The 22,192-nt window shown below is 69.0% G+C and carries 17 protein-coding genes and 1 pseudogene; 5 read left to right on the forward strand and 13 right to left on the reverse strand.

From position 1 onward, the window contains the following. Positions 1-21: 21 nt before the first annotated feature. Both F624_RS32650 and pstS read right to left on the reverse strand, forming a co-directional pair. Positions 22-1,207, reverse strand: a pseudogene (locus F624_RS32650) (saccharopine dehydrogenase family protein). Between the two features lie 91 nt (positions 1,208-1,298). Next, positions 1,299-2,414: a phosphate ABC transporter substrate-binding protein PstS gene (gene pstS / locus F624_RS0118540; RefSeq protein WP_157443513.1), complete on the reverse strand. Its 1,116-nt coding sequence runs from the start codon at positions 2,412-2,414 to the stop codon at positions 1,299-1,301. Positions 2,415-2,530: 116 nt separating this feature from the next. Here pstS and F624_RS0118545 point away from each other — a divergent pair, with 116 nt between their 5' ends. Next, positions 2,531-3,031, forward strand: a complete 501-nt coding sequence (locus F624_RS0118545; protein ID WP_043426205.1) for a low molecular weight protein-tyrosine-phosphatase — start codon at positions 2,531-2,533, stop codon at positions 3,029-3,031. On the opposite strand, the gene F624_RS0118550 is transcribed toward F624_RS0118545, so the two are convergent. From F624_RS0118550 to F624_RS0118575, 6 genes are read right to left on the reverse strand one after another with little or no spacing between them, the layout of a single operon-like run. Further along, complete coding sequence (locus tag F624_RS0118550; protein ID WP_019575839.1) at positions 3,003-4,187, reverse strand: amidase; 1,185 nt, start codon at positions 4,185-4,187, stop codon at positions 3,003-3,005. The two genes, F624_RS0118545 and F624_RS0118550, sit on opposite strands and share 29 nt — an antisense overlap. Continuing rightward, on the reverse strand, positions 4,174-5,220 hold the full coding sequence (locus F624_RS0118555; RefSeq protein ID WP_019575840.1) for an ABC transporter ATP-binding protein: 1,047 nt from the start codon (positions 5,218-5,220) through the stop codon (positions 4,174-4,176). Before F624_RS0118555 ends, F624_RS0118550 begins: the two co-directional genes overlap by 14 nt. Then, on the reverse strand, positions 5,217-6,341 hold the full coding sequence (locus F624_RS0118560; protein ID WP_019575841.1) for an ABC transporter ATP-binding protein: 1,125 nt from the start codon (positions 6,339-6,341) through the stop codon (positions 5,217-5,219). Before F624_RS0118560 ends, F624_RS0118555 begins: the two co-directional genes overlap by 4 nt. Further along, positions 6,338-7,237 carry an ABC transporter permease gene (locus F624_RS0118565; protein WP_019575842.1) on the reverse strand — a complete coding sequence of 300 codons (900 nt, stop codon included), beginning with the start codon at positions 7,235-7,237 and terminating at the stop codon, positions 6,338-6,340. Before F624_RS0118565 ends, F624_RS0118560 begins: the two co-directional genes overlap by 4 nt. 32 nt (positions 7,238-7,269) lie before the next feature. Continuing rightward, positions 7,270-8,223: an ABC transporter permease gene (locus F624_RS0118570; RefSeq protein ID WP_019575843.1), complete on the reverse strand. Its 954-nt coding sequence runs from the start codon at positions 8,221-8,223 to the stop codon at positions 7,270-7,272. Between the two features lie 43 nt (positions 8,224-8,266). Further along, positions 8,267-9,913 carry an ABC transporter substrate-binding protein gene (locus F624_RS0118575; protein ID WP_019575844.1) on the reverse strand — a complete coding sequence of 549 codons (1,647 nt, stop codon included), beginning with the start codon at positions 9,911-9,913 and terminating at the stop codon, positions 8,267-8,269. Between the two features lie 199 nt (positions 9,914-10,112). Between F624_RS0118575 and F624_RS0118580 the strand changes: the two genes are divergently transcribed. Both F624_RS0118580 and F624_RS0118585 read left to right on the forward strand, forming a co-directional pair. Continuing rightward, positions 10,113-11,057, forward strand: coding sequence for a LysR family transcriptional regulator (locus F624_RS0118580; RefSeq protein ID WP_019575845.1), 945 nt, complete (start codon positions 10,113-10,115; stop codon positions 11,055-11,057). Between the two features lie 92 nt (positions 11,058-11,149). Next, a complete protein-coding gene (locus F624_RS0118585) occupies positions 11,150-13,405 on the forward strand; it encodes a putative bifunctional diguanylate cyclase/phosphodiesterase (RefSeq protein ID WP_019575846.1) in 2,256 nt (751 codons plus the stop codon). Between the two features lie 470 nt (positions 13,406-13,875). Here F624_RS0118585 and F624_RS0118590 read toward each other — a convergent pair whose 3' ends face one another. Next, positions 13,876-14,706: a creatininase family protein gene (locus tag F624_RS0118590; protein WP_019575847.1), complete on the reverse strand. Its 831-nt coding sequence runs from the start codon at positions 14,704-14,706 to the stop codon at positions 13,876-13,878. 143 nt (positions 14,707-14,849) lie between these two features. On the opposite strand from F624_RS0118590, the gene F624_RS0118595 reads away from it, so the two are divergent. Beyond that, on the forward strand, positions 14,850-17,771 hold the full coding sequence (locus tag F624_RS0118595; RefSeq protein WP_211224165.1) for a bifunctional diguanylate cyclase/phosphodiesterase: 2,922 nt from the start codon (positions 14,850-14,852) through the stop codon (positions 17,769-17,771). Positions 17,772-17,790: 19 nt separating this feature from the next. Here F624_RS0118595 and F624_RS0118600 read toward each other — a convergent pair whose 3' ends face one another. The 4 genes from F624_RS0118600 to F624_RS0118615 form a co-directional block, all read right to left on the reverse strand. Next, complete coding sequence (locus tag F624_RS0118600) at positions 17,791-18,315, reverse strand: ureidoglycolate lyase (protein ID WP_019575849.1); 525 nt, start codon at positions 18,313-18,315, stop codon at positions 17,791-17,793. A 58-nt stretch (positions 18,316-18,373) separates the two neighbouring features. After that, positions 18,374-18,676 carry a polyhydroxyalkanoic acid system family protein gene (locus tag F624_RS0118605; RefSeq protein WP_031255485.1) on the reverse strand — a complete coding sequence of 101 codons (303 nt, stop codon included), beginning with the start codon at positions 18,674-18,676 and terminating at the stop codon, positions 18,374-18,376. A gap of 2 nt (positions 18,677-18,678) precedes the next feature. After that, positions 18,679-19,866 carry an aminopeptidase gene (locus F624_RS0118610; RefSeq protein WP_031255486.1) on the reverse strand — a complete coding sequence of 396 codons (1,188 nt, stop codon included), beginning with the start codon at positions 19,864-19,866 and terminating at the stop codon, positions 18,679-18,681. Positions 19,867-19,980: 114 nt separating this feature from the next. Then, entirely contained in the window at positions 19,981-21,021 is a 1,041-nt protein-coding gene (locus tag F624_RS0118615; RefSeq protein WP_031255487.1) for a peptidoglycan-binding protein, read from the reverse strand. Between the two features lie 359 nt (positions 21,022-21,380). Between F624_RS0118615 and F624_RS0118620 the strand changes: the two genes are divergently transcribed. Continuing rightward, positions 21,381-21,704, forward strand: a complete 324-nt coding sequence (locus F624_RS0118620) for a DUF1840 domain-containing protein (protein WP_019575853.1) — start codon at positions 21,381-21,383, stop codon at positions 21,702-21,704. Positions 21,705-22,192 lie beyond the last annotated feature (488 nt).

The raw sequence follows: 22,192 nt of genomic DNA on the forward strand, positions 1-22,192 counted from the left end.
CTCAGTCCCCAGCACCCGATCTCAGTCTTCCACCTTGAAACTCAGGCCCGCGTGGGCCTGCAGGCGGGCGATGAGCCTGTCACCCATGGCCGAGGCCGGGGTCCAGATGCCGCCCGGGGTGGCGGCGCTGTCGAGCAGCAGGCAGGCGGCGGCTTCGCTGATCATCTTGGAGGTGGAGCCATAGCCCGGGTCGCGGTCGCCCGTCACGCCCACTTTCAGGCTGTGGCCGGCGCTGTCGTGGCCCAGGAACAGCACGTCGTAGTAGCCCGCCTCACGCTCTTCGCGTGAGGGGCCTTCGCCCGGTTGGGGGCCGGCGTCCGAGCCCATGGACTTGTCATTGGCCACGGCCTGGGCGATGGCCTGGCCTTTCTCGCCCGCGCCGGTGACCAGCATCTCGTCGTACACGAAATCGGCCCCGTAGGCCTGTTGCAGCAAAAAGTTGGAGCGGTGCACATTGCGGGTGTTGATGGCCGCCATCACAAAGGGGGCCACCCACAGGCCCAGGGCCTCGTCGAGTTCGGGCTTGTTGCCCGAGGGCTGGCGCGGGCCTTCAAAGCCCGGTGTCAGCGAGAAGGGGTTGCGCAGCAGGGCCAGCACGCCGGGGTCGCTGGCAGCGGCGGCCATGGTGGCCTTCAGGCTGGCGGCCGTGCCGCCCGAGAAGGTGCCCTTCATCTTGCGCACCCTGCCGCGCACGCGCTGGGCGGGCTGGCCGAAGCGGGCCTTCATCTCGGTCTGCAGCAGCAGCACACCCAGGTCGAAGGGGATGGAGTCGAAGCCGCAGGAGAACACGATGCGGGCGCCGCTGGCGCGCGCCTGGGCCTCGTGGGCATCGATCATGTGGCGCATCCAGGCGGGCTCGCCGCACAGGTCCACGTAGTCCACACCGGCCTGGGCGCAGGCGGCCACCAGTTCGTTGCCATACAGCTGGTAGGGGCCGACCGTGGTCAGCACCAGGCGGGTTTGCGCCATCAGCGCCTGCAGGCTGGCCGGGTCGCTGCTGTCGGTCACCACCAGGGGGGGTGTCGGCCGGGGCGCCCAGCTCGTCGCGCACGGCGGCCAGCTTGGCGGCGCTGCGCCCGCCCATGGCCCAACGCAGGCCACTGCCGGCCGGGTTCGAGTTCGGGTATTGGCGCAGCAGGTATTCGACCACCAGGCGGCCGGTGAAACCCGTGGCGCCGTGCACCACGATGTCAAAGGGTTTGCTCATGAGGGCTCCTAGAAAAACCGTTGTTGCGCAGAGGCGCAGCACAAAGGCCGCGATTTTGGAGCCCGCCGGCGCGGGGCGCTGTCGCCCAGGTTCAGCCGGCCTGGGCCACCGCCGAGAAGGCCTCGGTGCCCAGCTTGCGGCCCTGCTTGTCGACCACGCTGCTCAGGGCCTTGAAGGCGCTGGCCTGCAGTGCGTCCGGCAGGCGCACAAAGCTCAGGCCTTCGACCACCGAGTCGCCCTTGAGCAGGGCCCACATCAGAAAGCGCAGGGCCCGTGTCGTCTCGGCCGGCTGGCTGCTCACGCGTGGCAGCAGCACAAAGGTGCCCATGGTGATCGGCCACACCCCGGGCCCGGGCAGGTTGGCCAGGCTGGCGTGGAAGTTGCCCTTGGCGGCCCAGTCGCTGGCGCGCAGGGCGGCCTTGAAGCCGGCCACGCCGGCCGTGGCAAATTCACCGGCGGCGTTGCGCAGTTGCACGGGGCTCAGGCTGTTCGCGCCTACGTAGTTGAAGTCGACATAGCCAATGGCGCCCGCCGTGTCCTGCACCGCGCGCACCACGCCGTCGCTGCCCTTGGCGCCCAGCACGTGCTCACCCCAGGCCAGGCTGGTCTTGGCGCCCAGGCGTTCCTTCCAGGTCGGGCTCAGGCGGGCCAGGTAGTCGGCCACGTACCAGGTGGTGCCCGAGCCGTCGCTGCGGCCCACCGGGCGGATGGCCAGGTCGGGCAGGCTGAGCTCGGGGTTCAGGGCCGCGATCTCGGGGGCCGACCAGCGCGTGATGCTGCCCAGGAAGATCTGCGCCAGCACCTCGCCGGTCAGGCGCAGCCGGCCCCGGGGCACGCGCGGCAGGTTCACCACCGGCACCGCGCCGGTCACAAAGGTGGGCACCAGCAGCAGCTGGTCACGGCCCAGTTCGGCCTCGGTGGGCGCCACATCCGAGGCGCCAAAGGCCACCTCTTGGGCGCGGATCTTCTTCAGCCCGGCCGACGAGCCACTGGCCTCGTACTGCAGTTGCACGTCCTGGGTCTTGCCATAGGCCGCGGCCCAGGCGCGGTACAGCGGTGCCGCGGCCGAGGAGCCGGCCCCCGTCAGGGTCTCACCAGCCCGGGCCAGGCCCCAGGGCGTGGCCAGCAGCAGCGCCAGGGTGGCGCGGCGGCTCAGGGCGGGGGGCAGGGCGTTGTTCGGGAGGGGGTGGGCAGGGCGGGTGTTCATGGCGCGGGCGGTCAACAAGCGCGCGATGATACGGGCAGTGTGTGACAAACTTCACGGAATCCAGGATGCCCCTGTCAGACCCTGGGGTGAGCGCAGGCCACGGCACAATTCGCTGCATGCCAAGCCAAAACCACCCCCTGTCACTTCTTTTTGTCTGCATGGGCAACATCTGCCGCAGCCCGACGGCGGAGAGCGTGATGCGCCACAAGGTGCAGGCCCTGGGCCTGGCGTCGCAGGTTCAGGTGGATTCTGCAGGCACCCACGCCTACCACGTGGGCAGTGCGCCGGATCCTCGCTCACAGGCGCATGCCGCCCGGCGTGGATACGACATGGCCGGGCAGCGCGCCCGCCAGGTCGCCCCGGCCGACTTTGCCCGTCACGATCTGATTCTGGCCATGGACCGGGCCAATCTGGCGCGCCTGCGCCAGGCCTGTCCGGCGCAACATCAGGCCAAGCTGCACCTGCTGACCGAGTACGGGCCGCAGCAGGGGCGGGTTGAAGTGCCTGACCCCTATGAGGGTGGTGCCGCGGGTTTCGAGCAGGTGCTCGACCTGATCGAAGAGGCTTGCGACGGCCTGCTCGCCCAGCTCACCCCGCCAGCGCCACCCCCAGCCTGATCAGCGAGGCGTCCGAGCCCACCGGCCCGATCAGCGACACGCCCAGCGGGGCGTCGGCCTGGGTCTGGCGGGCCAGCGGCAGCGAGACCTGGGGCAGGCCACCCAGGCCGGCCACGCACAGCATGTGGATGGCGCGGTTGCGGTAGTCCTCCAGGGCCGACTCGGGCTCGCTGCGCAGGGGGGCCACGTCGGGCATGGTGGGCAGCAGCAGCACGCCGTCGCTCCCCAGCAGGGCTTGCATGTGGGCCTGGAAGCGGCGGCGGAAGCTCTCGGCCTGCGCCACCTGGGCATCTGTCACCTGGCGCGACCAGGCAAAACGCTCGGCCACGCCCGGGCCCAGGGGCGGGGCGTAGCGTTCGATCAGCGGGCCATCGGTCATCCAGGCCTCGCGGCCCTGGATATAGCGGAAGTTCCAGTACATGGCCTCGAACGAGTCCAGCATCACCGTGCAAGCCGCCGCCGGCCCCCACAGGCCCTCGGCCTGCGCCAGCACCGGTTGCACGGCGGCCACGGCGGCCGGCTGGGCAAAGGCCCACAGGTCGGTGGGTTGCAGCAGGCGGGGGCGGTCGGGCAGGGCCACACGGTCCTCGCCCAGCAGCACCTCGGCCACGCGCGAGAAGGTCAGTGCGTCGCGCGCAAAGAAGCCGCAGGTGTCGAAGCTGGGCGCCAGGTCCAGGGCGCTGGCCAGCGAGATGCGGCCATGGCTGGGGCGCAGGCCGTACAGCCCGCAGTGGCTGGCCGGGGCGCGCACCGAGCCACCGGTGTCGGTGCCCAGGGCAAAGTCGACCAGGCGCGAAGACACGGCCGAGGCCGAGCCCGAGGACGAGCCGCCGGTGATGCGATCCGGCGCCGCGCCGTTGATGGGCGCGCCAAAGTGCGCGTTGTTGCCGTTCATGGAGAAGGCCAGTTCGTCGGTGACGGTCTTGCCGGCAAAGGCGGCCCCGGCGTCCAGCAGGCGCTGCACCGTGGGCGCCGTGCGGGTCTTCAGGCCCGACAGGGCCAGCACGATGGGGTTGCCGCCGCCGGTGGGGTAGCCGGCCACGTCGAACAGGTCTTTCACGCCAAAGCGCAGGCCCGACAGGGGCCCGGTGCCGGCATGCGGCACGGGGGCGTCGGGGTAGGGCACAAAGGCGTGCGCGGGGTCATGCAGGGGCATGGGTGTCTCCAACGGGTTGTTCGGATGGGGCCGTGTCACGCTCGGGCACCTGCCACTGGAAGCAGCGTACCGCATGGTCGGCACTCACCGCCTCCACCGGGGGCTGGCTGCTGCGGCACAGGTCGCTGGCGCGCGGGCAGCGCTCGGCAAACGAGCAGCCCGGGGGCAGGCGGGCCAGGTCGGGGGGGGAGCCGCTGATGGTCTGCAGGCGCTGGCCGGGCACCATGGCCCCGTGCGAGCGGCTGCCCAGCAGGGCTTGGGTGTAGGGGTGGCGGGGGGCGCGGATCAGCTCGCGCACCGAGCCCTCTTCGACAATGCGCCCGCCATACATCACGGCCACGCGGTCGGCCACCTCGACGGCCGCGCCGATGTCGTGGGTGACGAAGATCACCGACAGGCCCAGTTCGCGCTGCAGCTCGCGCAGCAGCAGCAGGATCTGGATCTGCACCGTGGCATCGAGTGCGGTGGTGGGTTCGTCGGCCAGCAGCACCTGGGGCTTGCAGGCCAGGGCCAGGGCGATCATGGCGCGCTGGCGCATGCCGCCCGACATCTCGTGCGGGTAGGCCAGCAGGCGGCGTGCCGGGCTGGGGATGCGCACCTGCTCGAACAGGGCCAGGGCGCGGCGCTCGGCCTCGGCGCGGCTCACCGGCTCGTGGCGGCGGATGGCCTCCACGATCTGCTGGCCCAGGGGGTACACCGGGTCGAGCGCCAGCAGCGGCTCCTGAAAGATCATCGAGGTGGTCTTGCCGCGGTAGTCGTTGAGCTCGCGCGGGCTCAGCGCCAGCACATCGCGCCCGTCCACCAGCACCTTGCCGCGCATCTGGGTGCGCCGCTCGGGGTGCAGGCGCAGCAGGGTGCGCAGGGTCACGCTCTTGCCCGAGCCCGACTCGCCGATCAAGGCCATCACCTGGCCGCGGGCCACGTTCAGCGTCACGCCGCTGACGGCCTGCACCGGCAGCTTGCCGCCGGTGAAGGTCACGCACAGGTCTTCGATCTGCACCAGCGGCGCGGAAGCAGGTTGGGGGCTGTTCATGCCAGGGCCTCCTGGGCGTTTTGGGGGCGCAGCAGATTGCTCGGGTCGTGCAGCGAGCGGTTCAAGGCTTTGGGGTGCTCGCTGCCGCGTTCATGCACCAGGCAGCGCACCTCGTGCAGCGGGCTCACGTTGCTGCGTTCGGGCACCTGGCGGGCGCAGGCCGGCGCGGCCATCGGGCAGCGCGGGTGAAAGCGGCAGCCGCCCGGTGGGTCGATCGGGTTGGGTGGGTCGCCGCTCAGGGCCGGGGCCTCGGTGCGGTGGTCCGGGTCCATCGAGGGCACGGACGACAGCAGGGCCCGGGTGTAGGGGTGGGCCGGGTTGTCGAACAGGGCGCCGGCCGGGCCCACTTCCACCACCTCGCCCAGGTACATCACCAGCACCCGGTCGCTCATGTAGCGCACCACGTTCAGGTCGTGGCTGATGAAGACATAGGTCAGGCCGAACTCGGCCTTCAGGTCCAGCAGCAGGTTGAGCACCTGGCTTTCCACCGACTTGTCCAGGGCCGACACGGCCTCGTCCAGGATCAGCAGGCGCGGGCGCAGCGCCAGGGCGCGCGCGATGTTGACGCGCTGGCGCTGGCCACCCGAGAGCTCATGCGGGTAGCGCCCGGCAAAGCGCGCCGGCTCCAGGCCCACGCGGGCCAGCAGGTCGTGTGCCCGGCTCATGGCTTCGGCGGCCGGCACGCCGTGCACCCGGGGCCCGAAGGCGATCGAGTCTTCCAGGGTCAGGCGCGGGTTGAGCGAGGCATAGCTGTCCTGGAACACCATCTGCACCTGGCGGCGGAACTCCTTGAGCGGCAGGTCGCGGCTGCCCACGGTGCGGCCATCGAACACGATCTGGCCGGCCGTGGGTTCAAGCAACTGCATCAGCAGCCGGGCGGTGGTCGACTTGCCGCAGCCCGATTCGCCCACCACGCCCAGGGTCTCGCCCTTGAGCACCTCGAAGCTCACGCCGTCGACGGCGCGCACCTCGCCGCGCCGGCGTCCCAGCAGGCCGCCCTGGAGGGGAAAGTGCTTGACCAGGCCGCGGATGGTCAGCAGCGGCTGGGCCGGGCCGCCCACGTCCACGACGCTCAGCGGGGCTTCAGCCCCGGTCTTGGGGAGTGAATGCCAGGTGCTCATGCGGCCCCCTTGTTGTCCATGGCCGAACGCAGGCCGTCCGACAGCAGGTTGAAGCTCACCGAGGTGATGAAGATCATCACCCCCGGCAGCGCCGCCACGGCGGGCTGGGTGTAGATGGCGGTGCGCAGGGTGTTCAGCATCAGGCCCCACTCGGGCTCGGGCGGCTTCACGCCCAGGCCCAGAAAGCTCAGGCCGCTGGCCAGGATCATCGACACCGAGATCAGGCTGGTCGAGTACACGAAGATCGGCCCCAGCACATTGCCCAGCACGTGCACACGCACGATGGTGAAGGCGCTGGCCCCCGAGGCGCGGGCCGCGTCCACGTAGTCGCGGTTGCGCACCTGGGTGGTCACGGCCTCGGCCACGCGGGCGATCTGGGGCACGAAGACCACGGTCAGGGCCACCAGCGAGTTCAGGATGCCCGCGCCCAGCGCACCCGACAGCGCAATCGCCAGCAGCACCGAGGGGAAGGCATAGAACACGTCGATGGTGCGCATGATCACGGTGTTCAGCGGCCCGCCGGCATAGCCCGCCACCAGCCCGATCAGCGAGCCGAACACAAAGGCGCACAACACCGGGGCCAGGCCCATGAACAGCGACAGGCGCGCGCCGATCATCAGGCGTGACATCAGGTCGCGCCCCAGCTCGTCGGTGCCCAGCACAAAGCCCGGGGTGCCCATGGGCTTGAGCCGTTTGAGCATCGAGGCCGCATAGGGGTCGGCCGGGGTGATCCAGGGGCCCAGGGCGGCCATCAGCAACAGCAGCAGTACGACCGCACCGGCGGCCATGGCCACGCGGTCGCGCAGCAGCCGGTGCAGCACCGATTGCCAGTAGCCCGGGGATTGCTGCACGGTCACGGGCAGCGCGCGCCGGCGGGGGGCCAGGGTCGAAGACATGGGGCTTCCTTCAGAGGCTGGGGGGCAAGGGATCAGGCCCGCGCAATGCGCGGGTCGAGCAGGGTTTGCAGCAGGTCCACGATCAGGTTCAGCAGCACGAAGAACAGGGCCAGCACCAGAATGGTTCCCTGCAGCAGCGGCAGGTCGCGCTGGAAGATGGCAGAGTTCAGCAGAAAGCCCGTGCCGGGCCAGGAGAACACGGTCTCGATCAGGATCGAGCCGCCCAGCAGGTAGCCCAGTTGCAGGCCCATCACCGCCAGCGCGGTGGGGGCGGCGTTCTTCAGCAGGTGGCGGAACACGCCCAGCTGGGTCAGGCCGCGGGCGCGCAGGCCGACGATGAACTCCTGCTCCAGGATCTCGGCCACCAGGGCGCGCACGGTGCGCGAGATGATGCCCATCGGGATCACCGACATGGTCACGGCCGGCAGCACCAGGAACTGCAGGTGCTCCCAGTCCCAGGCCCAGCCCTCCGAGCCCGAGGGGCCGGCGCCGGTGGCGGGCAGCCACATCAGGCTCGACGAGAAGATGATCACCATCACCATGCCCAGCCAGTAGTGCGGCACGCTCACGCCCAGCACCGACAGCAGCGAGGCCAGCTTGTCGACCCAGGAGTTGCGGAAGAAGCCCGCCACAAAGCCGAACAGGCTGCCCAGCACAAAGCCGATGGCGGTGGCCACGACGGCCAGGCGCAAGGTGTTGCCCACGGCCTTCATCACCTCGGCCGCCACCGGCCGGCCGGTTTCGATCGAGGTGCCCAGGTCACCCTGGGCGGCGCGCCACAGCCACAGCCCGAACTGCTCGGGGTAGCTGCGGTCGAAGCCGTAGAGCTGGCGCATCTGCGCCGCCAGCTCGGCCGAGGCGTCGGGCGGCAGGATGGACACCAGCGGATCGCCCGGCGCCAGGTGCACCAGGGCAAAACACACCAGGGACACGCCCAGCATGATGGGCAGGGCGTAGCTCAGGCGACGCAGCAGGTAGGTGAACATGGCGGGGCTCTGGTGGCGTGGGCTGTGTTTGCGTGGGTGGGGCTCAGTCCATCGTCATGGTGGCGATGTCGATGAACCAGCTGCGCGGCTGCACCACGTTCTTCACCTTGGCCGACAGGGCGCGCGGGCCCACGTCATGGGCGATCCACACGAACGGGGCTTCGTCGACGATGCGGGCATGCAGCTTGGCCAGGGCGGCGTCGCGGGCCTTGTCGTCAAAGCTGGTGCGGGCATCGGCCACCAGCTTGTCGATCTCGGCATTGCCGAAATAGCCCCAGTTGTTGGACACCGGCGGGAAGGTCTTGGTGCTGACGAAGCGCACCATGGCAAAGAAGGGGTCCATGGCGGCAAAGCTCACGTTGATCGCGTTGCTGCCGTTGGCCGAGGGGTCCTTGCTGCCCTTGCGCCAGTTGGTGAACAAGGTGTTCCACTCGATCACGTCGAACTGCACGTCGAAGAAGCACTGCTTGAGCGACTGCTGCACGAACTCGTTCATGGGCAGCGGCTGCATCTGGCCCGAGCCCGAGGCCGAGATCTGCACCTTCACCTTCACCGGCTTGGCGGCCGAGAAGCCGGCCTGGCTCATCAGCGCCTGGGCGGCCTTGACGTCGTACTTGATGTCGAACGCCGGGTTGCCCCACCAGGGGTGGCCCGGGGGAACCGTGCCTTTCGGGATGGCCATCATGCCGTTGAGCATCTGTTTCAGGCCTTCACGGTCCACGCACAGGTTGGCAGCCTGGCGCACACGCTTGTCCAGCCAGGGCGAGCCCTCGGCAAACGACAGCTGCCAGGGCCACACATGGGGCTGGGCATTGCTGTAGAGCTTGAAGCCGCGCTGCTTGATCTGGTCCATGGCGTCGGGGGCCGGGGCCTCGATCCAGTCCACCTGGCCCGACAGCAGGGCCGCGGTGCGGGCATTGGCCTCGGGCATGGGCAGCATCACCACCTTGTCGATCTTGGGCGTGCGCTTGGGGTCCCAGTAGCCCTTGTTGGCGGCCAGCTCCAGGCGCTCGCGCGGCACGAAGCGGGTCATGTGGAAGGGGCCGGTGCCCGAGGCGTCGGCGGCAAACGCGGCCCAGGCCTGCTTGCTGCGCTCGGCCGGCTCGCTCACGCCGGCGGGCACGGCCTTGAGCTTGGCCTCCCAGTGGCTGGGCGAGGCCATGAACAGGTTGCTCAGGTTGATCGGCAGAAACGAGTCGGGCTCGCTGGTGATCAGCTCCACCGTGTGCTCGTCGATCTTGCGCGCCGATTTCAGTGTGGGCATGCGCGAGGCCGTCACGCCGACCTGGCTGGCGTCGAACTGCGGCGCCTCCTTGTCGAGCACCTTGCGTACGTTCCACACCACGGCGTCGGCGTTGAAGGGGCTGCCGTCATGGAACTTCACGCCGCTGCGCAGCTTGAACACCCATTTGGTCTTGTCCTTGGCGTCCACCGCCCAGCTCAGTGCCAGGGCCGGGATCAGCACGCTGGGTGCATCGGCCTTGGACAGGTCCCACTGCGTGAGCGAGTCGTACATGGGGATGCCGGTGAAGCGGTTGCCTTCAAAGCCCTGGTCGGGCTGGCCCAGCGTGCGCGGGATGTCGCCGGCCGTCATGGCGATGCGCAACACCTTCTCTTGGGCCTGGCTGCCGGTGGCGGCCAGCGAGGCGGCCAGCAGCGTCAGCACGGCGGGCGCGCGCAGCCAGGACATGGGGAAACGGTTTACCAAGCGATTCATGGAGTGCTCCTGCTAACCAGTCAAGATTGAATGCAGCAAAACGCAAGTAACATGCCAACGTTTTGATGCCATTCCGAGGGCCGCCTGGTCCGCAACAGTGCATGCAGCCCTGTCGTGGTGCCGGCCGTGCCGAGCCGGTTTGGATGCACCTGCCGCCTGCCCGGAGCCCACCATGTCCCTGGCCTACAACCTGGCCCGCTTTGACCTGATCTCGATCCGCCTGGCCGTGGCCTGCGCGCACAGCGGCAGCCTGACCGCGGCGGCGCGCGAGGGCCATCTGGCGCTGGCCGCGGCCAGCCGCCGCCTGCGCGAGCTGGAAGACGCCACCGGCGGGCCCTTGTTCGAGCGCCATGCCAAGGGCCTCACCCCCACCCCCGCCGGGCGCCTGTTCGTGAAGCATGGCCTGAGCCTGCTGCAGACCCTGGATCAGCTCACCCGCGAACTGGGCGATCTGCGTCAGGGCATTGCGCGCCACATCCGGCTGTGCGCCAGCACCGCCGCCATCAACCAGTTTCTGCCGGCGCTGCTGGCGCGTTTTGGCGAGCTGCACCCCCAGGTGCGGGTGGATCTGGAAGAGCAGGTGTCTGACACCGTGGTCCGCACCCTGCGCGAGGGGCGGGCCGACCTGGCGGTGTTCGTCGAGGGGCCCGACACCAGTGGCCTGAGCACCCGGCATTTCCGCGACGACGAACTGATCCTGGTGCTGCCGGCGCGCCATGCCGTGGCCACCGGCACACCGGCGCGCCAGCCCGTGGCTTTCACCAGCCTGCTGGATGAGCCATGGATCAGCCTGGCGGCGGGTGCCGCCATGCTGCAACAGCAGCAGCAGGCGGCGTTGGCCGTGAACAAGCCCCTGCGCCTGCGCATGCAGGTGCGCAGCTTTGATGCGGTGTGCCACATGGTGGCCTCGGGCCTGGGGCTGGCGGTGCTGCCCAAGGCTGCCTCGCTGCCCATCGTGCGGGCCATGAAGCTGGCCTGGCGCCCCCTGGCCGACCCCTGGTCGCGGCGCCGCCTGCTGGTGGCCACGCCCGAGGGCGCGGTGGATGAGGGGGTGCAGTTGCTGGCCGACTTTCTGGTGGCCGCCCCCGGAAAACCCCGCGACAAGATTTCACAATAGTTACTTTATAGTCATCGATACAAGGCGGTTAGTTGTTGAACTGCAAGGTTCAGGGACTGCTCGCGCGGCCTTGGCCCTTCAACAGGTAGCCCATGTCATCAGATGCACTGATTCCCTTCCTTCAGGAGCCCGACTCGCCCGAGGCGCCGCCGCCCCAGCCTGGTTCGCCTGCGCTGCCGCCGTGGCGGGTGCTGGTGGTGGACGATGACCGCGATGTGCACGACAGCACCGGCTACGCCTTGCGCGGCCTGGAGCTGGTGGGCCGGCCGGTGGAACTGCTGCATGCCTACTCCAGTGCCGAGGGCCTGATGCTGTTGCGCCACGAGCACGATGTGGCGGTGATCCTGCTCGATGTGGTGATGGAGACCGAGCACGCCGGCCTGGCGATGGTGGACAACATCCGCAACGGCCTGGGCCTGCACAACACCCGCATCATCCTGCGCACCGGCCAACCCGGGCAGGCGCCCGAGATCGAGACCATCCGGCGCTACGACATCAACGACTACAAGACCAAGAGCGAACTCACGCGGGCCAAGCTGTACGCTACCCTGACGGCCGCCGTGCGTTGCTACGACCAGCTGTGCCGCCTCGACGCCAGCCGCCGCGGGCTCGAGAAGATCGTCGCCGCCAGCAACCAGTTCATGGCCGAGCAGGGCCTGCAGACCTTTGCTGAAGGGGTGATCACCCAGATCGCCAGCCTGATCGGGGTTCAGCCCGAAGGCCTGGTGTGCGCCAGCACCGACCCGGCCCCGGGCGCCGGCCAGGCCGCAGACTACGTGGTGATCGCGGCGGCCGGCCCTTACCGCCACCTGATCCAGAAGCGCCTGGGCGAGATCACCGACCCCGAGATCGTGCAGCAGCTCAGCCAGGGCCTGGCCGAGCGCCGCAGCCTGGTGGCGCAGCGCAGCCTGACCCTGTTCTTCTCGGGCCGCGACGGGCAGGACTTTGCCGCCTTTGTGGCGGCGTCCGAGCCGCTGCGCGAGGTCGATGCACACCTGCTGGAGGTGTTCTGCACCAACATCGCCCTGTGCGCGTCCAACGTGTCGCTGTTCATGCGGCTGCGCAATGTGGCCTTTGTCGATCGCATGCTGGGCGTTCCCAACCGCACGGCCCTGGTCCAGCACCTGGACGAGCAGGTGGCGGCCGGCGAGCTGCAAGACCTGGTGCTGGCCCTGATCGATGTGGACCAGTTTGCCGAGACCAACGACATGTTCGGCCACCGCTACGGCGACCTGCTGCTGGGTGCCATTGCCCAGCGGCTGACGCAGGCCCTGGTCAGCCGCTGTTACATCGCCCGGGTGGCCGGCAACACCTTTGCGGTGGTGGGCCATGAAGGCGTGGTCAACCCGGACGAGTTGCGCACCTTGTTCGACCAGCCCTTCCAGGTCGAGGAGATCAACCGGCGCCTGTCGGTGTCGATGAGCCTGGTGCGCTGTGCCGAGGTACCGGCCCTCAACGGCAGCGAGCTGCTCAAGGACGCCTCGATCGCCATGAAGCGGGCCAAGGCCGCAGGCCAGGGCCGCATCGAGTACTACTCGGCCGCGCTGGGGGCGGATTCGAAAGAGCGCACCCGTTTGCTGCATGGCCTGCACCGGGCCTTTGACCATGACCGACTGTTCGTGGTGTATCAACCTCAGGTCTCGCTGGTCACGGGCGCCGTGCTCGGGGTGGAGGCGCTGATGCGCTGGCGCGCCGAAGACGGCTCGCTGGTGCCCCCCGACCGCTTCATCCCGGTGGCCGAGCGCTCGGGCCTGATCGTGGGCCTGGGCACCTGGGTGCTGCGCACCGCCCTGAGCGATCTGGGGCGGCTGCACCAGTTGGGCTGGCGCCCGCTGCGCATGGCGGTCAACGTGTCGGCGGTGCAGTTCGGCCAGCCCGACTTCCTGCAGACCCTGGACGAGGCCCTGCAGGACAAGCAGATCGCCCCGGACTGCCTGGAGCTCGAGATCACCGAGTCGGTTTCGATGGTGGGCATGGAGCGGGTGGCCGCCGTGATGCGCGAGATCCGCAGCCGGCAGGTGGCCGTGGCCATCGATGATTTCGGCACCGGCTTCTCTTCGCTGTCCTACCTGGACCAGCTGCCGGCCGACCGGCTCAAGATCGACCGCGCCTTCGTGGAACTGCTCGAGACCGAACGCCCCGGTGCCCGCATTGCGCGCATGATCGTGCCGCTGGGCCATCAGCTGGGCATGAAGGTGCTGGCCGAGGGCGTGGAGACCGAGCGCCAGGTGGCCATCCTGCGCGACCTGGGTTGTGATGAAGCGCAGGGCTATCTGTACGCCCGGCCCATGCCATTTGATGTGCTGTGCGAGTGGCTGGCGCGCCACCCGGTGGGGATGCAGGACTGAGGCCCCCACGGTCGTGCACTTCGTGTCACTCCCTGCCCCCCAAGGGGGCCGCAGCCCGCCTTCGGGCGGCCGGGCGGCGGGCTGACCTCTTCGTTTCGAGCCGGCTGAATTCAGAAGGGGGCCCTACGGCTCGTTGAGTTCGTGTCACTCCCACGTGCGGCCGCGAGACGCGAACGCTCTTCGCCCTGTCCAGCCCTGCGCAGGCAGGCCTGGAGCCGCAGGGCTCAGCCCCCCAGGGGGGCCGCAGGCCGCCTTGGGGCGGCCCGGCGCCGGCCTGACCTCTTCGTTTGAAGCCGGCTGAATTCAGAAGGGGGCCTGACGGCCCGCTCAGTTCGTGTCACTCCCAGGTGCGGCCGCGAGACGCGGACGCTCTACGCCCTGTTCAGCCCGGCGCAGGCAGGCCCGGCGCCGGGCTGACTCCTTCGTTGTAAGCCTGCTGGAGCTCAAAGAGGGCCTGGTGGCCGCCTCACTTAAAACTGGGGTTTGTCCACCAGGGTGCTCAGGGGCAGCGCGGCGATTTCTTGCAGCAGCAGGGCCAGTTGGCGGGCGGCGGCGTCGATCAGGGCGTGCCCTTTTTCGGCCGTGGCGGCGGCGGCGTTGCCGGCGGCGCCGGCGGGGTTGTAGTCCTGCATCTGCCAGCCCAGCTTGGCGCTGCGCCCGTTGCCCAGCAAGGTGTAGCGCGCGGCCCGGTCCTGGGAGCTGCTGTGAAACTGGCGCGCCTGGGCCATGTCCACCCGGTCTGGCTGCAGCGCCAGCATCATCGAGGTCTCGATGTCGCCGGCGTGGATGCCGAAGCGGTGCTCGTCAGGCCCGAAACGGGCCTCCAGCTCGGGCGGCAGCGGCAGGTTGAACCAGCTGCTGCTGTAGACGATCAGGTTGCAGCGGCTGCGCAGCTCGCGCGCCACGATGTCGAGCACGCTCACCTGCCCCCCGTGGCTGTTGAACAGCAGCAGCTTGCGCACCCCGGCGCGGGCCACGCACTCGCCCAGCTCCACCCACAGCCGGATCACCGTCTCGGGCGACAGCGTCAGCGTGCCGGCAAAGCGCTGGTGCTCAGGGCTCAGGCCCACCGCCTGGGTGGGCAGGAACAGGGCCGGCAGGGTGGCATTCAGGTGGGGCAGGCAGGCCGCCACAATGCCCTCGACCAGGGCCGTGTCCACGCTCAGCGGCAGGTGCGGGCCATGCTGCTCGATGGCCGCCACCGGCAGCACGGCCACCACCTCGGCCGCCTCGCCGCTGGCCTGCAGATGGGCAAAATCACGGGCACTCAGGTCGGCCCAGAAGCGCGATGGAAGGATCATGCGCGCATCTTAGAGCGTGTTGCGGCGGTGAGCAGGTCCCTTCTGCCGGCGCGTCTCTGGACCTCGGAATTGACCAACATCACCAATTTGCCCGCCGCAACCCGTTAGGATGCAGGCCCATACCCACCGCAAGCCCATAACAAGTGCCCGTTGATCAGAAATCCAAGCTGCTGCCGGCGCTATGGACCGCAGTGCTTTACGCCGCCACGGGCTGGCTTTCCCTGCAGATCTGCATCCCGCCCGACTATGTGTCGCTGATGTTCCTGCCGGCCGGCGTGGCCTTGGGCATGGCCCTGACCCAGGGGGCCTGGGCCCTGCCGGGCGTGGCGCTGGGCTCGCTGGCGGTGCAGTGGATGGCGGGGCAGCAGGCGGGGCTCGAAGGTGGGGTGTCCTGGACCATGCTGATGTCCCCCCTGGGGGCTGCGTTGCAGGCGTATCTGGGCGCCTGGCTGGCGCGGCGCTGGGTGGGCTACCCCGATCCGGTCGAGACGCCGCAGCGCGTCACCCTTCTGTTGTTGGTCGTGGGGCCCTTGAGCACGCTGGTCAATGCCAGCCTGTCGGTGCCGATGCTGGTGTTGTCGGACCTGATTCCTGCCAGCGAAGCCCTTTTCAGTTGGTGGACCTGGTGGCTGGGCGATGCCGTGGGCGCCGTGCTGGGCTTGCCGCTGCTGCTGGTGTTCCTGGGGCAGCCCAAGGCGGCCTGGCGCTCGCGTCGCCTCAGTGTGGCCATGCCCTTGCTGTTGGCCCTGTTGGTGGTCGGGGCGGTGGTGTACGAGACCAAGAACTGGGAGGAGCAGCGCATCCGCAGTCAGCTCAACCAGTACGCCCAGGAGCAGGGCGGGCTTTTGCAGCGTCGCCTGGATGCGCAAAACGACAGCGTGCAGGCCATTGCCCGGGTGATGCAGATCAGCCGCACCGCGCCCGAGGTGTCCCAGGCCGAGGCACAGACGGATTTCTCGATCACCGTGCGGCATTGGCTGGACCGCTATGGCGGCACACAGAACTTCGGCTGGAGCCCCCTGGTGCAGCTGGCCGATCGGGCGGCCTATGAGGCCGGGCGCTGGCCCATCAAGGGCCGCTCGGCCACGGGTGAGACCTTCACGGCCGCCCTGCGCAACAGCTACCTGCCCATCACCCTGATCGAGCCCCTGGCGAGCAATGCCCAGGCGCTGGGCCTGGATGTGGCCGTGCTGCCCGCCACAGCCGACTCGGTGGCCGGCACCCGAACCACAGGCCAGCCGCGCGTGAGCGAGGGCATCCGGCTGGTACAGGAGGTGGGCGAGCAGCGCGGCGTGGTGATGTACCAGGCCGTGTTCCAGCCCCACAGCACCGTGCTCAAGGGCGTGGTGTCGGCGGTGTTCCGCATGGACGACGTGCTGCAGGCGCTGGGCACGGCAGACTCCGGCGCACGGCCTGAGAGCTGCCTGATCGACTCGCAGGCCGCCGTGGGCAACCGGCGCCTGGCCGGCCCGAGCGGCTGCGATGCGGCCGAATGGGCCCGCGCCCCGATGACGGTTCAACTGCCATTGCAGTTCGGTGGCCGGGAATGGGTGCTGCTGGTGCGAGCCAATGTGGGCTTTCTGAACCAGGCGCGCGACCTCAGCGCCTGGGCCATGGTGGCCCTGAGCCTGCTGTGCGTGGGCCTGCTGGGGGCGTTTTTGCTGGTCATCACGGGCCAGACGCGGCGCACCCAGGCCCTGGTCGAGCAGCGCACGCTGGAGCTGGCGGCGCTGGCGCATTACGACAGCCTCACCGGCCTGCCCAACCGCAGCCAGTGGGTCAGCCGCGGCCAGGCCGAGCTGCAGCAGGCCCAGCACACTCAGCAGGCGCTGGCCGTGCTGTTCCTGGACCTGGACCACTTCAAGCACATCAACGACACCCTGGGCCATGCGCTGGGCGACGAGTTGCTGCAGGCCGTGTCGCAGCGACTCCAGCCTTGCCTGGAAGGCCACCACATGCTGGCGCGCATCGGCGGCGACGAGTTCGTGGCTCTGCTGCCCCAGCTGCAAGGCCCCGACGAGGCCGCCCAGGTGGCCGAGCGCCTGCGCCGCGCCCTGCAGGCGCCGCTGTACGTCCAGGGGCACGAGATCAACCTGTCGGCCAGCATCGGCATCGCCTGCTACCCGCAGGACGGCGACACCCTGGACCACCTGCTCAAGCACGCCGACACGGCGATGTACGTGGCCAAGGATGCCGGGCGCAACGGCTACCAGTTCTTCATGAAGGAAATGAACGCGCGCGTGTCGCGCCGCATGTTCCTGGAGAACAACCTGCGTCGTGCGCTGGAGCGCGACGAGCTGTTCCTGGTCTACCAGCCGCAGATCGATGCCGCCAGCGGGCGCGTGGCCGGGGTCGAGGCCCTGGTGCGCTGGCGCCACCCCGATGAAGGCCTGATCCCGCCCGACCGCTTCATCCCGGTGGCCGAGGACTGCGGCCTGATCGAGCCCCTGGGCGCCTGGGTGCTGCACCAGGCCTGCCGCCAGTTGCAGGACTGGACGCACCTGGGCGAGACCGATCTGATGATGGCCATCAACATCTCGCCCATGCAGTTCCGCAAGACGGGCTTCATCGACACGGTGCGCCATGCGCTGAGCGCCAGCGGGGTGAACCCGGCGCGCGTCGAGCTGGAGATCACGGAGACCCTGCTGATGCAGCCCTTGAAAGACCTGGACAACCGCCTGCGCGAACTGGCCGACATGGGCCTGACCTTTGCGCTCGACGATTTCGGCACCGGCTACTCCAGCCTGGGTTACCTCAAGCGCCTGCCCATCTCGCGCATCAAGCTCGACAAATCCTTTGTGGCCGACCTGCCTGGTGATGTGGAGGATGAAGCCATCACCCGCGCCACCTTGTCCATGGCCAAAGACCTGGGCCTGCGCTGCGTGGCCGAAGGTGTGGAGACCGAGGCCCAGCAACGTTTCCTGACCGATCGGGGCTGCGACACCTTGCAGGGCTATCTGTTTGCCCGCCCCATGCCGGCCGACGAATGCCGCGACTGGCTGCGCCGTTACCGGGGCGAATGGGCTCAGGCCCGTGCCGCGGGGCGTGAACCCCTGCGAGCCTGAGCGTCAGTCCAGCCCCGGGTCAATCCAGGCTCAGGAGCAGGGTTTCGGCCAGCGTGCTCAGCTCGCAGTCGATGGGGGCGCCGGCTGGGGTGTGCCGCTCCAGCACCACGAAGCTGCCCGCGTCCACGGCCAGCAGGGCGTGGTGCCAGGTGCCGGGGTGCAGCAGCACGCCCTGGCGGCCGTTGCTGATGAAGGCCTGCACGTCGTCGGGCCCCGGCAAGGCATTGGGCCGGGCCACCACCACGACAAAGCGCGACCCCTCCAGCGGGATGAAGCTCTGGCTGGCCAGGGTGTGGCGCTCCAGCACGTCCACGGGCAGGGGAAAGTGCCGCGCATCGGCACGGTAGATGGCCAGGCCGGCCTGGCCCCCGGCTTGCTCGAAGTGCAGGTTCAGGGGCAGGTCCAGGCGCCAGCAGCTGTGGTCATTGATGGGGCGTGCCTGCGCAGGCGGGGTGCCAAAGCCCTCCAGCACGGCACCAAAAGGGGCAAACGCCAAGGCACTCAGCGGCTGGGGCCGCAGCAGGGTGGGGGTGAGACAACGCATGCCACCCAGGCAAGCATGGGGCGTGCCTGCCGTGACGGGGCGCGGGGGCGCCCCGGGCTCAGGCCGCGCGCTGCTGCCCGATCAGCTCGTCGAGCTGGCGCCCGATCTCCTGTTCGATCTGGTCCTTGAACGAGCCCAGCAGAAAGCCCAGCGTGGCCTGCAGCTCGAAGCGCTCGGCGTTCACGCGCAGCGTGCCCTGCGCGCCGGCGCGGCTGAAATGCAGCACGTCTTCGGCGTCGCCCTCTTCGTAGCGGCAGCTCATGTCCAGTTTGCGTTCGGCCTTTTCGGCCCAGCCTGTGGCCACCTCGCGGGCGCCGCTCAGGCCCAGTTCATGTTCGCGGTGGATGTGGATGTCGGGCAAGTTCAATCTCCGGCAGAGGGGGTGGATGGGCCGGCCGATGATACCGGTGCCGGGGGCTGCAGGCGGCGCAGGCGCTCCGCTTCGGGCAAACGGGCGAGTTGCCGCACCGCCTCGTAGAAGAGCGGCCAGGCCTGCTCGGGCTGGCGCGCGCGTTGCTGTTCGTACAGGGCCTCGAAGCCCGGCACCAGGGCGTCGTAGGCGGCCAGGGCGCCGAAGGCCGCGTTGTTGGCGTTGGCCACCCACTGGTCGTAGCCGGCCTGTCGCGTCGGGTCGATCTGCCACTGGCTGCGCAGCGCGGCGTACTGGCGCCGGAAATCGGCCATGACCTCGGCTTTGCGCTGCGCCAGGTCGCCAGGGGCGCTGTCTGGCTTGCGCGCCTGCGCATACACCGCCTCCAGCCGGGCCCGGGTGGCGCGGGTGAGGTCGCGAAAGCCCAGGCGCAGGGCCTCGCTCTGGGCATAGGCCTGGCGCGCCGCCGGGCTGGCGGCCTGGGCCAGCCATTGGCGCACGCCGATCAGCTCGACCGCGGTGGCAAACGATTCGTTGAAGGAGGTGTCACCATTCAGGTAGACCACCTGGTGCGCCAGTTCATGGAAGATCAGCCGCGCCAGTTCGCCCTCGGGGTAGTGGATGAAGGTGTTGAGCAGCGGGTCGCCGCCGACCCAGTTGAGCCAGCCCAGCGTCGAGTAGGCCGGCACACCGTAGACATGCGTCTCCAGCCCCTGCTCGCGCAGCCCGGATGCCTCGGTGCGGGCCGCCTGCACATCGAAATAACCGCGGTAACCGATGCAGCCCGTGACCGGAAAGCACCAGGTGTGCAGCGTCAGCGCATCGGGCGGTGCGGCCGTCACGTTCCAGATCACCGCGCTGCGGTGCAGGTCGGCATAGCGGTGGTAGCTGGCGTTGTCGGGCAGGCCCAGCTGGCGCACCGCATAGTCGCGCAAGGCCTGTGCCGACGCCAGCCGGGTCTTGAGCAGGGGCGGCGTGGCCGGGTCGGCCAGCCAGTCAGGAATGGGGCGTGCCGCCCGCATCAGCTGCACATGGCCGCTCACCGACTGCCAGTAATAGCCCAGGTGGCTGCAGCCCGTCAGGCCCCACAGCAGCAGGGTGGCCAGCAAGGCACGCCAAAGCGCACGCGGCAACGCGCGCACAGACAAGGAGGGCGGGGTGGGGGGATCGGGCGCACGCATGGCCGGATTACAGCATGCGTGCGAATGCCGCAGCCCCATCAAAAAGGCGCCTGGCGTTCCGAAATCAGAACAGGCCAGGCGCCCGGGATGGCGCAGTGCGCAGGCCGCGCTTGTTTACTTGCTCAGCTCGGCCTGGGTGGCGGCGTCCAGCTCGCCGGTGGCCGGCAGCTGGCGCGATTTCTGGAACTTGGCCAGCTCACGCTTGGTGCGGGGGCCCATCGAGCCATCGGGCTTGCCGACGCTGAAGCCCAGGTCATTGAGCTTTTGCTGCATGGCCAACACGCTCATGCCACCACCCGCCGGTGCGGCCTTGGCGGCCGGTGCATTGGGGTTGACGCCGCCGTCCACGTTCAGGCGCCCGCCGGTGCCCAGGCCGCCCTTGACCGTCTGGGCCTTGTAGTTCTGCACGGCCTTGACGATGTTGGCGTACGAGTCGAGGAAGGCAGCCACGATCACCTTGCCTTCTGCGGTGTTGGTGTAGCCACCGCCCAGGCCGCCGAAGCCGGCACCCAGCATGCCGCCAAAGGCACCGAAGTCCCAGTTCTTGGCGCTGCCTTCGGCCGCTGCGATCTGCACGCTGGAGCGGTTGTCGTCCAGCGTCAGCAGGGTGCTGGCTTCCTTGGCGCTCATGCTGCCACCCACCAGGGCCCCCACCGGGCCCAGCAGGCCGCCCACCGCAGCGCCGGCGCCGCCGGCGTTGTTGTTCGAGAAGGTGATCGAGGGGGTCAGCGAGTAGTCGGCCGACACCATCTGGCCCTTGCCGAAGTTGGAGTTGTTGCGCAGCTCACCCGATTGGGCCAGGGCGCGCTCTTGCATCATGTTGTTCATGGCGCGGCCGCGGTCCACCACCACGAAGCAGTTCGATTGCTGGATCAGCAGCTTGAGCACCGGGGTGGTCGGGCCCAGGTGGCGCTGCTGGGTCAGCATCACATACCAGGGGGCGTTGGTGTCTTCGACGATGGCGATCGTGCCCAGGGTTTCTTCGCAGCGCGGCAGCTTGCTGTTGGCGCCCTGGCTGTTGGCACCGCCGGCCGAACCGGTGGCCTCTGTCTTGGCGGCGGCCGAGCCGGTTTCCATGGTGGCGCAGCCGGACAGGGCGGCCAGTGAGCCGGCCAGGGCGAGCAGCGTCAGTTGATGGGAGGTTTTGAAGGCCATGAATGAACTCTTGTGAATGCGCATGCCGGGCATGCAGGTGTTGGAATGGTTCGGGTGCTCCCAGGTGCCTCTGTCTGGCGACAAAAAGCCTGGGGATGCTAACTTGAGGCAAGCAAGGTTTACAAAAATTTTTGGAATGCACATCAGCGTTCAACCTGATGCGAAGTGAAAAGGTGGGTGCGCTTGCGTTGCGGCAAGCTTTTCAAGCCTGAGCGGCACTGCTGCGTTGCAGGGATGCAACAATCAACCTGGCCTGCACGGCCGTTGTGATCCCGCCCGTCGATCGTGCTTGCAGGGGGACAATCACCGCATTGACATGCCGCCGCGTTGCTGCGCGGCACAAGGAAAGAGCCACCACCATGCTTTACAAGTTCAAGTCCAAATCCACCGCCGACCTGATCATGCTGGAGCCCAATGGGCGCCGGGTGCTGGAGATCATCGGCAAGACGCCGGGCCCGCAGGGCATCATCCTGTCGACCCAGATCGCCGCTGCCGTGGGGGCCCTCGAGTCCGCCGTGGCCGCCGAGGATGCGCTGGCGGCTCAGGCGCGGTCTGAGAACCCCGAGGAAGACGAGGACACCGCCCGGCCTCAGGGCGTGTCATTGCGGCAGCGGGTGGCGCCGTTGATTGACATGCTTCGGCGCAGTGAGCGGGAGGGGCATGATGTGACTTGGGGGGTGTGAGGGGGGGGCTTGGCCCTGGCAAGTGGGGGCGGGCGAGCTTGCTTGGGCTTGCGATTGCCGCTGCGCTCTGGTGGTTCTGCTCTTTGTTTGAAGGCGGAGGCCGGGGGTTCGTCCCGGCGGCCGAGCCACTTTCTTTTGCTTCGCCAAAAGAAAGTAGCCAAAGAAAAGGCGACCCGAAGTCAGGGCCACTTCGTGGTTCCCTGCGCTGCTCGCGCCAGGTGGGGTCTCGCTAAACTCGCTGCGCTCAAACAGACGCGAGCCCTTATCCACCTGTCACTCCGCTGCTCGGCCCTGCCCCACGGGGCAAGCGGGTACGGGATCGGGCGGGCTTGCGAAGGGGCTGTGCTGCCGCTTCGCTCTGATCGTTCTGCGCTTTGTTGAAGGGCGGAGGCTGGGATTGCGGCCCGGCGGCCGCCTCACTTTCTTTGCTTCGCCAAAGAAAGTAAGCAAAGAAAGGCGACCCGAAGTCAGGGCCACTTCGTGGTTCC

The sequence above is a fragment of the Curvibacter lanceolatus ATCC 14669 genome, from assembly GCF_000381265.1.
GTDB classification, from domain to species: Bacteria; Pseudomonadota; Gammaproteobacteria; order Burkholderiales; family Burkholderiaceae_C; genus Curvibacter; species Curvibacter lanceolatus.

What these genes read in the sequence shown, in the direction of transcription:
- pstS (WP_157443513.1), bottom strand. Translation starts at nt 2,414, where the DNA reads ATGAACACCCGCCCTGCCCACCCCCTCCCGAACAACGCCCTGCCCCCC.
- F624_RS0118545 (WP_043426205.1), top strand. Translation starts at nt 2,531, where the DNA reads ATGCCAAGCCAAAACCACCCCCTGTCACTTCTTTTTGTCTGCATGGGC.
- F624_RS0118550 (WP_019575839.1), bottom strand. Translation starts at nt 4,187, where the DNA reads ATGCCCCTGCATGACCCCGCGCACGCCTTTGTGCCCTACCCCGACGCC.
- F624_RS0118555 (WP_019575840.1), bottom strand. Translation starts at nt 5,220, where the DNA reads ATGAACAGCCCCCAACCTGCTTCCGCGCCGCTGGTGCAGATCGAAGAC.
- F624_RS0118560 (WP_019575841.1), bottom strand. Translation starts at nt 6,341, where the DNA reads ATGAGCACCTGGCATTCACTCCCCAAGACCGGGGCTGAAGCCCCGCTG.
- F624_RS0118565 (WP_019575842.1), bottom strand. Translation starts at nt 7,237, where the DNA reads ATGTCTTCGACCCTGGCCCCCCGCCGGCGCGCGCTGCCCGTGACCGTG.
- F624_RS0118570 (WP_019575843.1), bottom strand. Translation starts at nt 8,223, where the DNA reads ATGTTCACCTACCTGCTGCGTCGCCTGAGCTACGCCCTGCCCATCATG.
- F624_RS0118575 (WP_019575844.1), bottom strand. Translation starts at nt 9,913, where the DNA reads ATGTCCTGGCTGCGCGCGCCCGCCGTGCTGACGCTGCTGGCCGCCTCG.
- F624_RS0118580 (WP_019575845.1), top strand. Translation starts at nt 10,113, where the DNA reads ATGTCCCTGGCCTACAACCTGGCCCGCTTTGACCTGATCTCGATCCGC.
- F624_RS0118585 (WP_019575846.1), top strand. Translation starts at nt 11,150, where the DNA reads ATGTCATCAGATGCACTGATTCCCTTCCTTCAGGAGCCCGACTCGCCC.
- F624_RS0118590 (WP_019575847.1), bottom strand. Translation starts at nt 14,706, where the DNA reads ATGATCCTTCCATCGCGCTTCTGGGCCGACCTGAGTGCCCGTGATTTT.
- F624_RS0118600 (WP_019575849.1), bottom strand. Translation starts at nt 18,315, where the DNA reads ATGCGTTGTCTCACCCCCACCCTGCTGCGGCCCCAGCCGCTGAGTGCC.
- F624_RS0118610 (WP_031255486.1), bottom strand. Translation starts at nt 19,866, where the DNA reads ATGCGTGCGCCCGATCCCCCCACCCCGCCCTCCTTGTCTGTGCGCGCG.
- F624_RS0118615 (WP_031255487.1), bottom strand. Translation starts at nt 21,021, where the DNA reads ATGGCCTTCAAAACCTCCCATCAACTGACGCTGCTCGCCCTGGCCGGC.
- F624_RS0118620 (WP_019575853.1), top strand. Translation starts at nt 21,381, where the DNA reads ATGCTTTACAAGTTCAAGTCCAAATCCACCGCCGACCTGATCATGCTG.